The sequence below is a fragment of the Pseudomonas sp. NyZ480 genome (assembly GCF_029537255.1).
Taxonomy (GTDB): Bacteria; Pseudomonadota; Gammaproteobacteria; order Pseudomonadales; family Pseudomonadaceae; genus Aquipseudomonas; species Aquipseudomonas taiwanensis.
The window spans coordinates 4,340,898-4,358,624 of the sequence record NZ_CP120626.1 but is presented as its reverse complement, the minus strand read 5'-3'; the positions used below and the strand labels follow the sequence as shown (position 1 = coordinate 4,358,624).

Annotated in this window: 17 protein-coding genes; 7 read left to right on the top strand and 10 right to left on the bottom strand. The window is 62.6% G+C overall.

Annotated features, from left to right (window positions below):
• Positions 1-93 precede the first annotated feature (93 nt).
• The 4 genes from P3R38_RS20005 to P3R38_RS19990 all read left to right on the top strand — a co-directional run bounded on the left by P3R38_RS20005 (position 94) and on the right by P3R38_RS19990 (position 2,991).
• Positions 94-744, top strand: coding sequence for a FadR/GntR family transcriptional regulator (locus P3R38_RS20005; RefSeq protein ID WP_023382130.1), 651 nt, complete (start codon positions 94-96; stop codon positions 742-744).
• 13 nt (positions 745-757) lie between these two features.
• Positions 758-2,038, top strand: coding sequence for a CynX/NimT family MFS transporter (locus P3R38_RS20000; protein WP_277686535.1), 1,281 nt, complete (start codon positions 758-760; stop codon positions 2,036-2,038).
• A 152-nt stretch (positions 2,039-2,190) separates the two neighbouring features.
• Positions 2,191-2,661, top strand: a complete 471-nt coding sequence (locus tag P3R38_RS19995; protein ID WP_023382128.1) for a nuclear transport factor 2 family protein — start codon at positions 2,191-2,193, stop codon at positions 2,659-2,661.
• A gap of 39 nt (positions 2,662-2,700) precedes the next feature.
• On the top strand, positions 2,701-2,991 hold the full coding sequence (locus tag P3R38_RS19990; protein WP_023382127.1) for a GIY-YIG nuclease family protein: 291 nt from the start codon (positions 2,701-2,703) through the stop codon (positions 2,989-2,991).
• 31 nt (positions 2,992-3,022) lie between these two features.
• On the opposite strand, the gene yejK is transcribed toward P3R38_RS19990, so the two are convergent.
• Positions 3,023-4,030 carry a nucleoid-associated protein YejK gene (gene yejK / locus P3R38_RS19985; protein WP_023382126.1) on the bottom strand — a complete coding sequence of 336 codons (1,008 nt, stop codon included), beginning with the start codon at positions 4,028-4,030 and terminating at the stop codon, positions 3,023-3,025.
• A 392-nt stretch (positions 4,031-4,422) separates the two neighbouring features.
• On the opposite strand from yejK, the gene P3R38_RS19980 reads away from it, so the two are divergent.
• Entirely contained in the window at positions 4,423-4,704 is a 282-nt protein-coding gene (locus tag P3R38_RS19980; protein WP_023382125.1) for an HU family DNA-binding protein, read from the top strand.
• A 50-nt stretch (positions 4,705-4,754) separates the two neighbouring features.
• Here P3R38_RS19980 and rlmF read toward each other — a convergent pair whose 3' ends face one another.
• The 5 genes from rlmF to P3R38_RS19955 all read right to left on the bottom strand — a co-directional run bounded on the left by rlmF (position 4,755) and on the right by P3R38_RS19955 (position 11,268).
• Positions 4,755-5,708 carry a 23S rRNA (adenine(1618)-N(6))-methyltransferase RlmF gene (gene rlmF / locus P3R38_RS19975; RefSeq protein WP_023382124.1) on the bottom strand — a complete coding sequence of 318 codons (954 nt, stop codon included), beginning with the start codon at positions 5,706-5,708 and terminating at the stop codon, positions 4,755-4,757.
• 172 nt (positions 5,709-5,880) lie between these two features.
• Complete coding sequence (locus P3R38_RS19970; protein ID WP_023382123.1) at positions 5,881-8,727, bottom strand: valine--tRNA ligase; 2,847 nt, start codon at positions 8,725-8,727, stop codon at positions 5,881-5,883.
• 197 nt (positions 8,728-8,924) lie between these two features.
• Entirely contained in the window at positions 8,925-9,290 is a 366-nt protein-coding gene (locus P3R38_RS19965; RefSeq protein ID WP_277686533.1) for a DNA polymerase III subunit chi, read from the bottom strand.
• Positions 9,291-9,295: 5 nt separating this feature from the next.
• Positions 9,296-9,724, bottom strand: coding sequence for a DNA polymerase III subunit chi (locus tag P3R38_RS19960; RefSeq protein ID WP_023382121.1), 429 nt, complete (start codon positions 9,722-9,724; stop codon positions 9,296-9,298).
• Positions 9,725-9,774: 50 nt separating this feature from the next.
• Positions 9,775-11,268: a leucyl aminopeptidase gene (locus P3R38_RS19955; protein WP_277686532.1), complete on the bottom strand. Its 1,494-nt coding sequence runs from the start codon at positions 11,266-11,268 to the stop codon at positions 9,775-9,777.
• A gap of 300 nt (positions 11,269-11,568) precedes the next feature.
• On the opposite strand from P3R38_RS19955, the gene lptF reads away from it, so the two are divergent.
• Together lptF and lptG are read left to right on the top strand one after the other, a co-directional pair.
• Positions 11,569-12,684: an LPS export ABC transporter permease LptF gene (lptF, locus tag P3R38_RS19950; protein ID WP_023382119.1), complete on the top strand. Its 1,116-nt coding sequence runs from the start codon at positions 11,569-11,571 to the stop codon at positions 12,682-12,684.
• Entirely contained in the window at positions 12,677-13,738 is a 1,062-nt protein-coding gene (lptG, locus tag P3R38_RS19945; protein WP_277686531.1) for an LPS export ABC transporter permease LptG, read from the top strand. The genes lptF and lptG overlap by 8 nt, the downstream gene beginning before the upstream one ends.
• A 256-nt stretch (positions 13,739-13,994) precedes the next feature.
• On the opposite strand, the gene P3R38_RS19940 is transcribed toward lptG, so the two are convergent.
• The 4 genes from P3R38_RS19940 to P3R38_RS19925 all read right to left on the bottom strand — a co-directional run bounded on the left by P3R38_RS19940 (position 13,995) and on the right by P3R38_RS19925 (position 17,659).
• The gene (locus P3R38_RS19940; RefSeq protein ID WP_023382117.1) at positions 13,995-14,483 is read right to left on the bottom strand and encodes an RDD family protein; all 489 of its coding nucleotides are present in this window, start codon (positions 14,481-14,483) and stop codon (positions 13,995-13,997) included.
• A 92-nt stretch (positions 14,484-14,575) separates the two neighbouring features.
• Positions 14,576-14,788 (bottom strand): cold-shock protein, encoded by a 213-nt coding sequence (locus P3R38_RS19935; RefSeq protein WP_003257941.1) that lies wholly within the window; start codon positions 14,786-14,788, stop codon positions 14,576-14,578.
• A 346-nt stretch (positions 14,789-15,134) separates the two neighbouring features.
• Entirely contained in the window at positions 15,135-16,256 is a 1,122-nt protein-coding gene (gene gcvT / locus P3R38_RS19930; RefSeq protein ID WP_104881318.1) for a glycine cleavage system aminomethyltransferase GcvT, read from the bottom strand.
• Positions 16,257-16,282: 26 nt separating this feature from the next.
• Positions 16,283-17,659, bottom strand: coding sequence for an L-serine ammonia-lyase (locus tag P3R38_RS19925; RefSeq protein WP_023382115.1), 1,377 nt, complete (start codon positions 17,657-17,659; stop codon positions 16,283-16,285).
• Between the last annotated feature and the right edge of the window lie 68 nt (positions 17,660-17,727).

Genomic DNA, 17,727 nt, shown 5'->3' with positions numbered 1-17,727 from the left:
CTGACCACAACTGGCAAAAATGCCAGGTGGTTTGCTGTTGCTGGCGCCTTGCTTTAAGCTTTCGAAAATTCATCGGATGATTGGTTGAGTAACATGAGCAGTGAATTGTCCAAGCGCTCGCTGGTCGAGCTGGCGGTCGAGCGCATGCGTGAGCGGATCCTCCAGGGTGACTGGCAGGTCGGCCAGCGCTTGCCGACCGAGCCCGAGCTCGCCCTGGAGCTGGGCATCAGCCGCAACACCGTGCGTGAAGCCATGCGCGTCCTGGCATTCAGTGGCCTGGTGGAAATCCGCCAGGGCGATGGCAGCTACCTGCGCACGGCCCAGGACCCATTGCAGGCCGTGCTGGCCATGTCGCGCTGCACGCCTGAACAAGCCCGCGAAACGCGGCACATCCTGGAGACCGAAGCCATCGGCCTGGCAGCCTTGCGCCGTACCGAAGCGGATGTGCAGGGGCTGCGTGAGGCATTGGAAGACAGCGGTAAGCACTTTCACGGCGACATCGATGCCTATGTGAACTGCGACCTGGTGTTTCACCAGCGGCTGGTGGATGCCGCGCACAACCCGTCGCTGAGCGAGCTGTATCGCTATTTCTCCGGTGTGGTGGCGGCTGCGCTGCAACGCAACATGAGCACGGTGCCGCGCTCCCAGGTGACCTTCGATCTGCACGGAGAGATTCTCCAGGCCGTCGAGCAGCGTGATCCTGAGCGGGCCAAGCGCCTGAGCCGAACCCTCATTGAATCCTGATATCGAGAAGGCCATGGCCGAACCAATGACCCGAAATACTTCCGACGGCGAGCGGGAGTTCGATGAACTGCTGATCGACGCTGAAGCCAACGACGCGCAAGTACAACAGCAACCGGTGGCGCTGGCGCGCCCGTGGCTGCTGTTGCTCGGGCTGGTACTGGTGGCGCTGAACCTGCGTCCCGCGTTGTCGAGCATGGCGCCTGTGCTGGGGCAGGTCTCTGCAGGCCTGGGCTTGACGGGCTCCGAGGCCGGGCTGCTGACCACGTTGCCAGTCCTCTGTCTTGGCCTGTTCGCACCCCTGGCACCGATTCTGGCGCGTCGTTTTGGTGGCGAGCGCGTGATTCTCGGTATCCTGTTCACCCTGGCCCTGGGCATTCTGGTGCGCAGCACCCTGGGGGTTGCGGGTGTCTTCCTGGGCAGCCTGATGGCCGGTGCGAGCATCGGCATCATCGGTGTTCTGCTACCGGGCATCGTCAAGCGAGACTTCCCGCGGCATGCCGGCACGCTGACCGGTGTCTATACCATGGCGCTATGCCTCGGTGCTGCGATGGCGGCGGGTGCCACGGTACCTTTGGCCACGCGCTTCGACGGTAGCTGGGCAATGGGGCTCGGGTTCTGGTTGGTGCCGGCATTGTTGGCGATGCTGGTGTGGTTGCCCCAGGCGCGCCAAGGACATGGCCTGCACAAGGTCGCCTATCGCGTGCGTGGGCTGTGGCGTGATCCGCTGGCCTGGCAGGTCACGCTGTACATGGGGTTGCAGTCGTCGTTGGCGTATATCGTCTTCGGCTGGTTGCCGTCGATTCTGATCGGGCGCGGCTTGAGCCCGACAGAGGCGGGGTTGGTGTTGTCCGGTTCGGTGATCCTGCAGCTGGTCAGTTCGCTCAGTGCACCTTGGCTGGCGACCAGGGGCAAAGACCAGCGCCTGGCGATCTTGATTGTCATGCTGCTCACCCTGGCCGGCTTGTTCGGTTGCCTGTATGCGCCGCTTTCCGGCCTCTGGGGGTGGGCGGTGGTGTTGGGGCTGGGCCAGGGCGGCACCTTCGCCCTGGCACTGACCTTGATCGTACTGCGCTCTGGGGATGCGCACGTAGCTGCCAACCTGTCCAGCATGGCCCAGGGGGTCGGCTACACGCTGGCCTCCATGGGGCCTTTCGCCGTGGGGGTGGTCCATGACTTGACGGGAGGCTGGGCGGCTGTGGGTTGGATCTTCGCCGTTCTGGGTATCGGTGCCCTCGTGTTCGGGCTTGGGGCGGGTCGGGCTGAGCATGTGCAGGTAACCTGCGAAAAAGTGTGAGGTGGGCGGCTGCACTGCGCCTGTGGCCGGCAAGTTGGCGCTGGCAGCGGTGGTTGCTGGCGATGGGTATTCATGGCGCAAATGGGCATGGCGTTGCAGGCGCTGGCGGATTATCGTGCAGCCTTCGCCCCCTCCAAGATGGACCTGAGCCCATGAGCGACGCCAACCGTGACCTGATCAACCGCTTCTACCAGGCCTTCCAGCGCCTGGACGCCGAGGCCATGGTGGCGTGCTACAGCGACGATATCGTCTTCAGCGACCCGGTGTTCGGCATGCTGCGTGGCGACGACGCAGGTGACATGTGGCGCATGCTCACCACCCGCGCCAAAGACTTTTCGCTGACCTTCGACCAGGTCCAGGCCAACCATGACAGCGGCTGCGCGCACTGGGTGGCTACCTACCTGTTCAGTCAGACCGGGCGCGTCGTGATCAACGATATCCAGGCCCGCTTCGTGATTCGTGATGGGCTGATCTGCCAGCATGACGACAGCTTCGACCTGTGGCGCTGGTCGCGTCAGGCGTTGGGTCTGCCAGGTGTGCTGCTGGGCTGGTCACCCATGCTACAGAACAAGGTACGTCAACAAGCGTTCAAAGGGCTGCGTGCGTTCCAGCAAGCGCGCTGAGCGGGTAAGCTGTCGGCTTTATCCTCAGTGCGAAGCCTCGTGAGCGAAGTCGTCGAAAACACCACCGGCAAACCCTGGTACGTCTACCTGGTACGCGCCGCCAATGGCTCTTTGTACTGCGGCATCAGTGATGACCCGCAGCGGCGGTTCATCGCGCATCAGAAGGGGCAGGGCGCCCGCTATTTCAAGACCAGCCCGGCCCAGGCGCTGGTCTACGTCGAACAGTGGCCGGACAAAGGCGAGGCGCTGCGCCAGGAGCGGCTGGTGAAGAAACTGCGCAAGTCGGCGAAGGAGGCGTTGGTAGCCTCCTATGGCGCCGGTATCGCCTGAGAAGTTGGGGCCCTTGACTGGCCCGGCCCTGTCAGTCCTTGCGTCGCTTGAGCTGATCGACCAGCTGCGTTGGCAGGCCCTTGATGATCAAGGTTCCGGCCGCCTCGTCATACTCCACCTTGTCTCCCAGCAAATGCGCCTCGAAGCTGATCGACAGCCCCTCGGCGCGACCCGTGAAGCGGCGGAACTGATTGAGGGTGCGCTTATCGGCCGGAATCTCCGGCGAGAGCCCGTAGTCCTTGTTGCGAATGTGATCGTAGAACGCCTTGGGGCGGTCCTCGTCGATCAGGCTGGACAGCTCTTCCAGTGTGACAGGTTCGCCGAGCTTGGTTTGCGTGGTGGCGTACTCGACCAGCGTCTGGGTCTTCTCGCGTGCGGATTCCTCAGGCAGGTCTTCGCTCTCGACGAAATCGCTGAATGCCTTGAGCAGGGTGCGGGTTTCCCCTGGGCCGTCGACCCCTTCCTGGCAGCCGATGAAATCACGGAAGTAATCCGAAACCTTCTTCCCATTCTTGCCCTTGATGAACGAGATGTACTGTTTGGAATTCTGGTTGTTCTTCCACTCGGACAGGTTGATGCGGGCGGCAAGGTGCAGTTGGCCCAGGTCCAGGTGGCGTGAAGGGGTGACATCCAGCTCGGCGTTCACCGCCACGCCTTCACTGTGGTGCAGCAGGGCGATGGCCAGGTACTCGGTCATGCCTTGCTGGTAGTGGGCGAAGAGGATGTGCCCTCCAGTGGAGAGGTTGGATTCTTCCATCAGTTTTTGCAGGTGTTCGACTGCCACCCGGCTGAAGGCGGTGAAGTCTTTCTCGCCATCGAGGTACTGCTTCAACCAGCCGCTGAGCGGATAGGCGCCGGACTCGCCGTGGAAGAAGCCCCAGGCTTTGCCTTGCTTGGCGTTGTAGCTGTCGTTGAGGTCGGCCAGCAGGTTTTCGATGGCGTCCGATGCGCCAAGCTCGCTATCACGTGCATGGAGCACGGCGGGGCTGCCATCGGGCTTCTTGTCGATCAGGTGAACGATGCAATGACGGATTGGCATGGAATTCTCGAATGGGGTTGGGCGGTGCATGGCCGCGCTGCAAAGTCGCCAAGTTTACCTGAGTGAACCGGTGATGCAGTGGCCAGATGTTGGCGTAAATGCCTGTTGTTCGTTTTTTGTTCAATTTTGTGCGTTTTCGGGCTAAACCCCCGAAAAACCAGCACAAAATCAAAGTTGGCAGCGGATATTTATCCATTCCTGTGGTAGCTTTGCGCGGTCTTGCGCCCCCTGAAGTGGCGCATTGCTGGCAGTTGCTGGCGTCGTGTCGAACCAAACGCCGATTTTCGAATCTACATACGCGATTGGCGCGGCCCTCCAGTATTCAGGGGCTGGCCCGATAACGACGTAGCACGCTGCATAACCTCTGAATTTTTTAGGGAAGGAACACCATCATGGCATTGACCAAAGACCAACTGATTGCCGACATCGCCGAATCGATCGCCGCGCCAAAAGCCACCGCTAAAAACGCTCTGGAGCAACTGGGCCAGATCGTTGCTGACCAACTGGAAAACGGCGCTGAGATCACCCTGCCAGGCATCGGCAAGCTGAAAGTCTCCGAGCGTCCTGCCCGCACTGGCCGCAACCCTTCGACTGGCGCTGCCATCGAAATCGCTGCCAAGAAAGTCGTCAAGTTCGTTCCGGCCAAAGCCCTGACCGACGCCATCAACAAGTAATTGTCGATGTCTTGATGAAACCGCGCCCGGCTTGTCCGGGCGCGGTTTTTTCATGCCTGCGATTTACGCCGCGCATGCCAGGCCTGGCGCGCTGCGTCATCCTGGAAGCTCCAGGCGACCATGCGGCTCTGCTTCTGTCCCTGGCCCATCTCGACGATACGCACGGCCTTGGTTCCGACCTTCTTCAGGGCGGCCTCGATGCCAGGCAGGTTGCTGGCCTTGGACACCAGGCTGGTGAACCACAGCACTCGCTCGGCGTATTGCGCGCTTTCCTCGACCAGCTGGGTGACGAAGCGGATCTCGCCGCCCTCGCACCATAGCTCGTTGTTCTGTCCGCCGAAGTTCAGCACAGGCAACCTACGCTGGGGATCCTGCTTGCCCAGGTTCTTCCATTTGCGCTGGCTGCCACGGGTGGCTTCGTCGCGTGAAGCGTGAAAAGGTGGGTTGCACAGGGTCAGGTCGAAGCGTTCGTCCTCTTGCAGCAGGCCGCTGAGGATGCGCTTGCGGTTGGCCTGCTGACGCAGGGCGATTGCCTTGCTCAGGCCATTGGCCTGGACGATGGCCTTGGCCGAGGCCAGGGCCACGGGGTCGATGTCCGAACCCAGGAAGCGCCAGCGATAGTCGCTGTGGCCCAGCAGGGGGTAGATGCAGTTGGCGCCGACGCCGATGTCCAGTGCGCGCACCTGGGCGCCCTTGGGGATGTCGCCGGCATTATCCTCGGCCAGCAGGTCGGCGGCGACGTGGATGTAGTCGGCGCGGCCTGGAATCGGCGGGCACAGGTAGTCGGCAGGGATATCCCAGTGCTGGATGCCGTACTGTGCCTTGAGCAGGGCGCGGTTAAACACCCGCACGGCTTCGGGGTTGGCGAAGTCGATGCTGGGTTTGCCGTAGGGGTTGGTGATGGTGAAACGGGCCAGGTCAGGGTGGGCCTTGATCAGGCTGGGGAAGTCATAGCGGCCCTGGTGGCGGTTGCGCGGGTGCAGGGTGGGTTTGTTCGGGGTCATGCTCGGGTCCGGTGTTGCTTGCGCTGGCCAGAGGGCCGCTGTGCGGCCCATTCACGGCCAAGGCCGCTCCCACAGGATAGTGGTGCTACTTCAAGGCAGCCTCATTCCTGTGGGAGCGGCCTTGGCCGCGAACGAGGGCGAAGCCCTCGCCGGTCAGATCAGCAATGTCAGGTTACAGCGCTGCAATCCGCGCATGCTGCTCGGTGAAGTTGGCCAGGGCCTGCTCGGACTCGGCCAGCTTGGCGCGCTCCTTCTCGATCACTGCAGGCGGTGCCTTGTCGACGAAGGCGGCATTGGACAGCTTGCCACCCACACGGGCCACTTCGCCTTGTAGACGCTGGATCTCCTTGTTCAGGCGAGCCAGTTCGGCGTCCTTGTCGATCAGGCCGGCCATCGGTACCAGCACCTGCAGGTCACCCACCAGCGCGGTGGCCGACAGCGGGGCTTCGTCCTGCTCACCGAGAACGGTGAACGACTCGACCTTGGCCAGCTTCTTCAGCAGTGCTTCGTTTTCCTGCAGGCGACGTTGATCGTCGGCATTGGCGTTCTTGAGGAACAGCGGCAGCGGCTTGCCAGGACCGATGTTCATCTCGGCGCGGATGTTGCGCAGGCCGACCATCAGCTGTTGCAGCCACTCGATATCGCCTTCGGCGGCGACGTCGATGCGTTCTTCGTTCGCCACCGGCCAGGGTTGCAGCATGATGGTCTTGCCTTGGATGCCTGCCAGCGGCGCGATGCGCTGCCAGATCTCTTCGGTGATGAACGGCATGAACGGGTGGGCCAGGCGCAGGGCCACTTCCAGCACGCGAACCAGAGTACGGCGAGTGCCACGGGCACGCTCGACCGGGGCGTTCTCGTCCCACAGCACGGGCTTGGACAGCTCCAGGTACCAGTCGCAGTACTGGTTCCAGATGAACTCGTACAGGGCTTGGCTGGCCAGGTCGAAACGGAACTGCTCGAGTTGGCGAGTCACTTCGGCTTCGGTGCGCTGCAGCTGCGAGATGATCCAGCGGTCGGCCAGCGACAGCTCGACGGCTTCGCCGTTCTGGCCGCAGTCCTCGCCTTTGTCCAGCACGTAGCGGGCGGCGTTCCAGATTTTGTTGCAGAAGTTGCGGTAGCCCTCGACGCGGCCCATGTCGAACTTGATGTCACGACCGGTGGAAGCCAGCGAGCAGAAGGTGAAACGCAGGGCGTCGGTACCGTAGCTGGCGATGCCTTCCGGGAACTCGGCCTTGGTCTGCTTGGCGATTTTCTCGGCCAGCTTGGGTTGCATCATGCCGCTGGTGCGTTTTTCCAGCAGGGCGTCGAGGGTGATGCCGTCGACGATGTCCAGCGGGTCCAGTACGTTGCCCTTGGACTTGGACATCTTCTGGCCCTGGCCGTCACGCACTAAACCGTGCACGTAGACGGTCTTGAACGGTACCTGCGGGGTGCCGTCTTCGTTCTTGATCAGGTGCATGGTCAGCATGATCATGCGCGCAACCCAGAAGAAGATGATGTCGAAGCCGGTGACCAGCACGTCCGTGGAGTGGAAGGTCTTCAGGAACTCGGTCTGCTCCGGCCAGCCCAGGGTGGAGAAGGTCCACAGGCCCGAGCTGAACCAGGTGTCGAGCACGTCGTCGTCCTGGCGCAGCACCACGTCGGCGCCGAGGTTGTGCTTGGCACGGACTTCTTCTTCGTTGCGGCCGACGTAGACCTGGCCAGTCTCGTCGTACCAGGCTGGGATGCGGTGGCCCCACCACAGCTGGCGGCTGATGCACCAGTCCTGGATATCGCGCATCCACGAGAAGTACATGTTCTCGTACTGCTTGGGCACGAACTGGATACGGCCATCTTCGACCGCGGCGATGGCAGGTTCTGCCAGCGGCTTGGTGGAAACGTACCACTGGTCGGTCAGCCATGGCTCGATGACGGTGCCCGAACGGTCGCCTTTCGGCACTTTCAGGGCATGGTCATCGATGCTCACCAGCAGGCCTTGGGCGTCCAGGTCGGCGACGATCTGCTTACGCGCGACGAAACGGTCCAGGTTGGCGTACTGGGCAGGCAGGCGGGTGTCGATCTGCTCGTTGACGGAGCCGTCGAGGTTGAAGGCCTGGGCGCTTGCCAGCACCATGGCGTTCTTGTCGAAGATGTTGAGCAGCGGCAGGTTGTGGCGCTTGCCGACTTCGTAGTCGTTGAAGTCGTGGGCCGGGGTGATCTTCACGCAGCCGGTGCCGAATTCCGGGTCGCAGTAGTCGTCGGCGATGATCGGAATGCGACGACCGACCAACGGCAGTTCGACGAACTTGCCGATCAGCGCCTGATAGCGCTCGTCGTTCGGGTTGACGGCAACCGCCACGTCGCCCAGCAGGGTTTCCGGACGGGTGGTGGCAACGACCAGGTGGTCCTTGCCTTCAGCGGTTTTGGCGCCGTCGGCCAGCGGGTAGCGCAGGTTCCACAGGTGGCCTTTCTCGTCGTGGTTTTCGACTTCCAGGTCGGAGATGGCGGTGTGCAGCTTGGTGTCCCAGTTGACCAGGCGCTTGCCGCGATAGATCAGGCCGTCTTCGTGCAGGCGTACGAAGGCTTCCTTGACCGCTTCGGACAGGCCGTCATCCATGGTGAAGCGCTCGCGGCTCCAGTCCACGGACGAGCCCAGGCGGCGGATCTGACGGCTGATGTTGCCGCCGGACTGCTCTTTCCATTCCCAGACTTTCTCGAGGAAGGCTTCACGGCCCAGGTCATGACGGTTCTGGCCCTTGGCCTCGAGCTGGCGCTCGACCAGCATCTGGGTGGCGATACCGGCGTGGTCGGTACCTGGCTGCCACAGGGTGTTGCGGCCTTGCATACGGCGGAAACGGATCAGGGCGTCCATGATCGCGTTGTTGAAGCCGTGGCCCATGTGCAGGCTGCCCGTCACGTTCGGCGGCGGGATCATGATGGTGTAGGACTCGCCTGCACCTTGCGGGGCGAAATAGTTCTCGGACTCCCAGGTGTTGTACCAGGAAGTTTCGATGGCGTGCGGCTGGTAGGTCTTATCCATGCGCGGCGGGACCCTATGGCATTTATTCGGGAAAGCCGGGAAGTATAACCAAGGTGGGGGCCGCAAGCGACACGCCTCTGTCATCTGTTGGCGCGGCGATGCCTGCTTCGCAGGTAAACCCGCTCCCATCGGGACCGCGCAGGCGCCTGCCGGTGGGAGAGGGCTTACCCGCGAAGGGGCGCCGCGAGACGTGGACCTTACTCGGAGCGCTTGATCAGGCGTTCCATGCGCGCATCCAGCCGGCGCTTGATTTCGGTCTCGATATGCGGGGTAAAGTCGTTGATCACGTCCTGCATGATCTGTTGCGCGGCTGCGCGCAACTCGCTTTCCAGGTGCAGCAGCGTGTCCTGGCGGCGGGTCTGCGGGTCATCCGCGGTGGCTGCAGGCACAGGCTCGGGTTCGACCGGCGGGTTGCCTGCCGGTACATCAAGCAACAGCGGAATCTGTTCCACCGTCTCGGTCAGCAGAGGCGGTTGCAGATTGGCATCTCCCAGCAGCTGGCGAATCGACTCCAGGTCGTCGAGCAGATGGGCGGAATCGGGTGGGGCGGAAGGCTTGTCCATCGTCGTCAAAGTCGCTGTAAGCGGTGGTCTTGCAGAGCATAGCCCCGTTCGCGGTAGAAACGGAATCGTTCGCGCGCTGACTGGCGGATGCCAGGCTCCTCGACGACGATCTCGGCAACCCGTTCGAACTGGTCGACGAACCCTGGCACCGAGGCGCCGAGGTTGATCAGCAGGTCGCGGTGGTCGCCTGCATCGTCAGCCAGGCCCAAGGCCACTTGGGCATCGGCATGCGCTTCGGCCCGGTCGTGAGGCACGAAAGCCTCGCCCTTGAAACGCCACAGGCGCAGGTCCAGCTCGTCGCGTTGTTCGGCGTCCTGGCAATGCAGGTAGACGCGATGGCCGAGCCGCCAGGCCTTCTCGCACAGCTTGCAGGCGAAATCCAAGCGTGCCGACAAGGCGTCGGTGGGCAGGATGTAGAAATCGACTTTGCTCATGGTTTGGTCTACCGGCCGGTGGCGCACTGGGCGCCACCGGTTTCACGGTTTCAGGCGCCGGCGCGGTCCAGCAGGTACTGCGTCAGCAATGGAACCGGGCGACCCGTGGCGCCTTTGTCCTTGCCGCCGCTGATCCAGGCGGTGCCGGCGATGTCCAGGTGCGCCCAGTTGTAGGCCTTGGCGAAGCGCGACAGGAAGCACCCTGCGGTGATGGTGCCGGCTTTTGGGCCGCCGATGTTGCCCATGTCGGCGAACGGGCTGTCCAGTTGTTCCTGGTATTCATCGAACAGTGGCAGCTGCCAGGCGCGGTCGTCGGCGCGCTTGCCGGCGTCGAGCAATTGATCGATCAGCTCGTCGTTGTTGCCCATCAGTCCCGAGGTGTGGCTGCCCAGGGCGACGATGCAGGCGCCGGTCAGGGTGGCGATATCGATCACGGCCTGAGGCTTGAAGCGCTCGGCGTAGGTCAGGGTGTCGCACAGCACCAGGCGGCCTTCGGCGTCGGTGTTGAGGATTTCCACGGTCTGGCCGCTCATGGTGGTGACGATGTCGCCCGGGCGAGTCGCGCCGCCGCTAGGCATGTTCTCGGCACAGGCCAGCAGGCACACCAGGTTGATCGGCAGTTGCAGTTCCAGCACTGCGCGCAGGGTGCCGAACACACTTGCCGAACCGCACATGTCGAACTTCATTTCATCCATGCCGGCGCCAGGCTTGAGGCTGATGCCGCCGGTGTCGAAGGTGATGCCCTTGCCGACCAGCACGAAGGGTTTCTCGCTTTTCTTGCCGCCCTGGTAGTTCATCACGATCAGCCGTGGAGGCTGGTCGCTGCCCTGGCCCACGGCATAGAAGGCGCCCATGCCCAGGTCCTTGATCTTCTTCTCGTCCAGCACTTCGACTTTCAGCGACTTGTGTGCCTTGCCCAGCTCCTTGGCTTGGTCCGCCAGGTAGCTTGGATGGCAGACGTTCGGCGGCAAGTTGCCCAGGTCGCGGGTGAAGGCCATGCCGGTGGCGATGGCGCTGGCGTGCTTTACGGCGCGCTCGGCTTCGGTCTGGCCGGCCTTGTCGGTCAGCAGGGTGACTTTCTTCAGGGCCCGCGGCTCAGCCTTCTGGCTCTTGAAGCGATCGAACACGTACTCGCCGTCGAGCAGGGTTTCGGCCAGCAGGCGGTACTTGCCGTAGTGAGCGTCGCGGTTGCTGACAGCGATGTCGTCCAGGGCCAGTACGGCATCTCCGCCGCCCAGGTTTTTCAACACGCCGGCCACGCTGGCTACCAGCTTGCGCCAGGCGCGATCGCCAAGGGCTTCTTCCTTGCCGCTGCCAACCAGCAGCACGCGTTCGGCCTTGAGCCCTGGCAGGCTGTTCAGGAGCAGGGTCTGGCCAGGCTTGCCGGCCAGGTCGCCACGCTTGAGCAGGGCAGCAATGGCGCCGTCGGAGGCTTGGTCGACGGCCTTGGCGACAGCGCCGAGCTTACGACCTTCGCCTACTGGTACGACCAGCGTTGCGGTTTTCACAGATGCAGCAGCTACGCTTTTTACAACCAGTTCCATGTCAGGGTCCCCGAATGATCTTTACCGTAGGCGCTGAATGTTCGCGTGCGCCGGGCAGGCTTGGCCGCGTGGTCGCGTGCCAGTGGAAAAGCTGCCAGTTTGAGCCTGCGACAAGCGTGCTGACAACCCCGACGTGCGGCTTCATGCGCGGCCAAGTGACAGGCGCGGTCAATCACAGGATAATGCGCGCACTTTTATGGAGGTTCGCCTTTGGCGAACCAGCATTGGTCTGGCTGTACTACGTCATAGTCTGGCGCCATTGTTTGGCAGTCCGCCCCTGACAACCCAGGAGTGTCTGGTTTGATCGTCTTTCGTTATCTGTCCCGCGAGGTCCTGGTGACCTTGAGCGCCGTCAGCGCTGTGCTGCTGGTGATCATCATGAGCGGGCGCTTCATCAAGTACCTGGCCCAGGCCGCCCAAGGCGTGCTCGACCCGAGTGTACTGTTCCTGATCATGGGTTTCCGCCTGCCGGGTTTCCTGCAGCTGATTCTCCCACTGGGCCTGTTCCTCGGCATCCTGCTGGCCTATGGCCGGTTATACCTGGAAAGCGAGATGACCGTGCTGTCGGCCACCGGCATGAGCCAGCAGCGCCTGCTGGGCCTGACCATGGCCCCGGCGGCGCTGGTGGCATTGCTGGTCGCGTGGCTGAGCCTGAGCCTTGCGCCGCTGGGCGTTGCCCAGGTGCAGCAAATCATCAGCCAGCAGGACGCGCTGACCGAATTCGACACCCTGGTGCCGGGGCGTTTCCAGACCTTGCGTGATGGCTCGCGGGTGACCTACACCGAGCAGCTTTCGGACGACCGCATCAACTTGGGTGGCGTGTTCATCTCCGAGAAACGCTTCAACCAGGACAAGACCAAGGACCGCGCTCCTTCGGTGCTGGTCGCCGAGAAAGGTCACCAGGAAGTGCAGGCCGACGGCAACCGCTACCTGATCCTGGAAAATGGCTATCGCTATGACGGCAACCCTGGCCAGGCTGACTACCGTGCCATCAAGTACGACACCTACGGCGTATTGCTACCCAAGCCTGAAGTCAGCGAGGAAGTGACCGAGCGCGAAGCGATCCCGACCTCCCAACTGATCGGTCAGAAAGGCCTGCGTGAGCGCGCCGAGCTGCAATGGCGTCTGTCGCTGCCGATCCTGGTGTTCATCGTGACCGTGCTGGCAGTGCCGCTGGCCAAGGTCAACCCACGCCAGGGCCGCTTCCTCAAGCTGCTGCCGGCGATTCTTCTGTACATGGCCTACCTGACGATGCTGATTTCCGTACGTGGCGCCCTTGAGAAGGGCAAGTTGCCGATTGGCCTGGGTATCTGGTGGGTGCATGGACTGTTCCTGCTCATCGGCCTGGGCCTGATGTATTGGGAACCGCTGCGCCTCAAGCGCGCTGCCCGTCGTGCGGAGGTGGCCCATGGCTAAGCTCGATCGCTATATCGGCCAGAGCGTGCTGCTGGCCATTCTGGCGGTGCTGGGGATCATCCTCGGCCTGGCCTCGCTGTTTGCCTTCATCGACGAGATGGGCGACCTGAGCGACACCTACACGGTGATGGAGGCAGGTAACTTCGTCCTGCTGACCGCACCGCGTCGTCTGTACGAAATGCTGCCGATGGCCGCGCTGATCGGCTGCCTGGTCGGCCTGGGCAGCCTGGCCAGCAGTAGTGAGCTGACCATCATGCGCGCCGCTGGCGTTTCCATCGGCCGTATCGTCTGGGCGGTGATGAAGCCGATGCTGGTGCTGATGCTGGTGGGCCTCCTGATTGGCGAGTACGTGGCGCCGGTCACCGAAAACAAGGCCCAGGCCGACCGTTCCCTGGCCCAAGGCGGGGGAGAGGCACAAAGTTCCAAGCGCGGCATGTGGCACCGTCAGAGTGACGAGTTCGTGCACATCAACGCCGTGCAGCCCAACGGCCTGCTGCTGGGCGTGACCCGTTACCGCTTCGACAACGAGCGCAAGATCATCACGTCGAGCTTCGCCCGCCGTGCGCAATACAACCAGGATCACTGGGTGCTCAGCGACGTCAGCACCACGTATTTCCGTGGCGACCACACTGAAGTGGTGAAGGCGCCGCAGGAGCGTTGGGATGTCTCGGTCACGCCGCAACTGCTCAACACCGTGGTGCTGGCGCCTGAATCGCTGTCGATCACCGGGCTGTGGGACTACATCCATTACCTGTCCGACCAGGGCCTGAACAACGCGCGTTACTGGCTGGCGTTTTGGACCAAGGTGCTGCAGCCGGCGGTGACCGCGGCGCTGGTGCTGATGGCGATTTCCTTCATCTTCGGCCCACTGCGCTCTGTGACCCTGGGACAGCGGGTATTTACCGGTGTGCTGGTGGGCTTCGTGTTCCGCATTGGCCAGGACCTGCTTGGCCCTTCGAGCCAGGTGTTCGGCTTCCCGCCGCTGCTGGCGGTGGTGATCCCCGCCGGTATCTGTGCGGTGGCCGGTTTGTGGCTGTTGCGCAGAGCTGGTTGAGGTCAGTGGTGCATGCCGTGAGTGTTGCGGTGTGTGCCGGATCGAGCGCCGCCCGCGCGGCGCATCGCGAGCAAGGCTCGCTCCTACAGACGCCCGCGATACTGTGCCTTGCACCAAAGCGGTCGCGCGCAAATCCCACAGGTGTAGCTGGCCCGAAATAACCGTAGGAGCGAGCCTTGCTCGCGATGCGCCGCGCGGGCGGCGCTCGACCTATCGGACACCCTATCCTTCACGGCCTACACCCGAACGCTACCGATCAATTCTTCTGCTTCGGCACCCGCACCAACTGTGTCTCGGAATAGATGTCATGCCAGCCGCGCTTGCGCTTGTCGATCAGCGCCCAGAAGAACCCCATCCCCAGACACAGCCACGAAGCGATCGACACCACGAAGCGCAACAGCGCCTGCCACAGGCTAATGGCGCTGCCATCGGCGTTCTGTACCCGCACGCCCCACACCTGCATGCCCAGGGTTTGCCCGCCATGGGTCCAGAACTTGGCGAAGAAGCCGAACAGCGCGAACAGCAGAATCGTCGACAGCAGCGGGTCTCCATCCAGTGCGCCGGCATCGGTCAGTTCACGCATGCGGGCTTCACCGATGATGCTCATCTGGATCATCTTGTAGGCGCCTGCGGTGACGATCAGCAGGGCCGTACACAACAGAAAGTCATAGAACATCGCCGCCAGGCGCCGGCCGAGGCCTGCGGGTGGGAAATCTCCCTGGGGTGTGAGCAGAGGCTTGGACATGCGTTGCAGCTCCGAATGGCGAAGCCGGTATTCTACGGGCAAAAAAAAGCCCCTGCACTTGGCAGGGGCTTTTCTTCGAAGTCGGGTTCGGCTTAGCCGGCGACCTGAACCTTGTCAGCCTGCATGCCTTTCTGGCCTTGCACGGCTTCGAAGGTGACCTTTTGGCCTTCTTTCAGGCTCTTGAAGCCGTTGCCTTCGATAGCGCGGAAGTGTACGAACAGATCCGGACCGCTTTCTGGGGTGATGAAGCCGTAACCTTTCTCGTCATTGAACCACTTGACGGTACCGTTCTGACGCTCAGCCATTGTCTTATTTCCTATGAAGCTTAAATTTTTAATGACAGTTTCTTTCACATAATTCGGGGTGAAAGAGTACTGGGCTGGGTTGCAGGAAAGTAAGAGACGTCGAACGGGTTGTAGCAAATTGCGGCTACTGGCCCAGGTCACGAACTGTTGCGACCCATGCAAACACAGTGCTGTGACTCTACGCCAACTCCCGAGAGAAAAACAAGCCCTTCGCACTGTAGGAAATCAGCGATTTGCCGATAACCGACCAAATTGTCGGAAACGGCATGGCGCCTGGCCTGGCGCCATGTTCAAAAGTTATTGGACAGGTTCGAAAACGAATATGTCGAACCTCTCCCCAGGGCTTTCAACCGCGATAGTAACGTTGCGGAACAAAAGGCATTTTGCTGACTTTCAGGGCAACCTGCTTGCCGCGGACAACGGCAAACAGAGGCGTATCGATAGCGCTGTGTTCGTTATCGACATAACCCATGGCCACCGGTGCACCGAGTGTCGGACCAAAGCCGCCGCTGCATACCTTGCCGACAGTCTTGCCGTTGGCGTCGACAATCTCCGCCCCTTCACGTACCGGAGTGCGTTCCTGGGGAAGCAAGCCGACCCGCTTGCGTGCCACGCCTTGCTGCTGTTGGGCATAAACCCGTTCGGCACCGGGGAAACCACCTGCGCGTGCACCGTCGGCGCGGCGGACCTTGGAGATGGCCCATAGCAGGCTGGCTTCGACCGGCGTGGTCTCGGTGTCCATGTCGTGGCCGTACAGGCACAGCCCGGCTTCCAGGCGCAGCGAGTCCCGCGCACCCAGGCCGATAGGCTGCACCTGCGGCTCGGTCAGCAGGCGGCGGGCCAAGGCTTCGGCAGCGTTGACTGGCACCGAGATTTCATAACCGTCTTCACCGGTATAGCCCGAGCGGCTGACGTAGCAGTCTTCACCCAGCAGCTTGACCGAGCGCAACTGCATGAAGGTCATGTCGGCCACTTCCGGCGCCAGGCGTTTCAGCACCTCGACGGCGGCCGGGCCTTGCAGGGCCAGCAGGGCACGTTCCTCGAACAGCGGTTGCACCTCGCAGCGGTTACCGATGTGCGCTTGCAGGTGAGCCAGGTCCTGGTCCTTGCAGGCAGCGTTGACCACCAGGAACAGCACATCGTTGCCCAGGTTGGCGACCATCAGGTCATCGAGGATGCCACCTTGGGCGTTGGTGAACATGGCATAGCGCTGCATGCCTACTGGCAGGTCGACGATGTCCACGGGCACCAGGGTTTCCAGGGCTTTGGCCGCATCGCTGCCGCGCAGGATGATCTGGCCCATGTGCGAAACATCGAACAGGCCGGCCTGCTCGCGGGTGTGCAGGTGCTCCTTGAGCACGCCCAGTGGGTACTGCACTGGCATGTCATAGCCGGCGAACGGCACCATGCGCGCGCCCAATTCGAGGTGCAGAGCGTGCAGCGGGGTCTTGAGCAGTGTTTCGGACATCGATGACTCCTTAGTTGTTTGTCGGGTCAACATTCGATGATGTTGACGGCCAGACCGCCTCGGGCGGTCTCCTTGTACTTGCTTTTCATGTCGGCGCCGGTCTGGCGCATGGTGCGGATGACCTTGTCGAGTGACACGTAGTGCTGCCCGTCTCCGCGTAAAGCCATGCGCACCGCGTTGATGGCCTTCACCGAGCCCATGGCGTTGCGTTCGATGCAAGGCACCTGGACCAGACCGCCAATGGGATCGCAGGTCAGACCCAGGTTGTGTTCCATGCCAATCTCGGCGGCGTTCTCCACTTGCTGCGGGGTGCCGCCCATCACCTCGCACAAGGCACCGGCCGCCATCGAGCAGGCGACCCCGACCTCGCCCTGGCAGCCAACCTCGGCGCCCGAGATCGAGGCGTTCTCCTTGTAGAGGATGCCGATGGCAGCGGCGGTGAGCAGGAAGCGCACCACGCCGTCCTCGCTGGCACCGGGGATGAAGCGCATGTAGTAATGCAGCACCGCTGGGACGATGCCTGCTGCGCCGTTGGTCGGCGCAGTGACCACTCGCCCGCCGTAGGCGTTTTCTTCGTTCACCGCCAGGGCATAGAGGTTGACCCAGTCGAGCACCGACAGCGCATCGCGCAGGCTGGCTTCCGGGTTGCTGCTCAGTTGACGGTACAGCGCCGGGGCCCGGCGCTTGACCTTCAGCCCGCCGGGCAGGATGCCCTCATGGCGGCAGCCGGCCGCGACGCAGTCCTGCATCACTTGCCAGATGCGCAGCAGCCCCGCACGGGTCTCGGCTTCCGGGCGCCAGGCGGACTCGTTGGCGAGCATGACCTGGCTCACCGGCATCTGCTGTGCGACGCAATGACCGAGCAGCGCCTTGGCGGTCTTGAAAGGGTAGGTGAGGACCGTGCGGTCCTCGACGATGCGGTCGTGGCCTGCCGCGTCCTCATCGACGACGAAACCGCCGCCCACCGAGTAGTACTCCCTGCTGCGGATTTGCAATCCGGCTGCATCGAAGGCGCGGAAGATCATGCCGTTGGGGTGATATGCCAACGGTTTACGGATCATCGCAAGGTGCTGTTTTTCGATGAACGCGATGTCGTGCTCGCCCAGCAGGCGCAGTTGACCGCTGTCGCGGATCGCTTGCAGGCGGGCGGGGATGGATTCGGTATCGACGGTATCGGGGTGCTCGCCTTCAAGGCCGAGCAATACCGCTTTGTCACTGCCGTGGCCCTTGCCGGTGGCGCCTAGCGAGCCATACAACTCGGCCTTGACGCTGACAGTGTGGCTCAACAGGTCGTCGCGGCGCAGCCCTTCGGCAAAGCGCGCGGCGGCGCGCATCGGGCCGACCGTGTGGGAGCTGGAGGGGCCTATGCCGATCTTGAACAGGTCGAAGACGCTCAATGACATGGTGGTTCCTCCTGAAGATTGTGCGACTGGTGTGCCGCCCGACCGCGACACAAGGCCGCTCCCCGCTC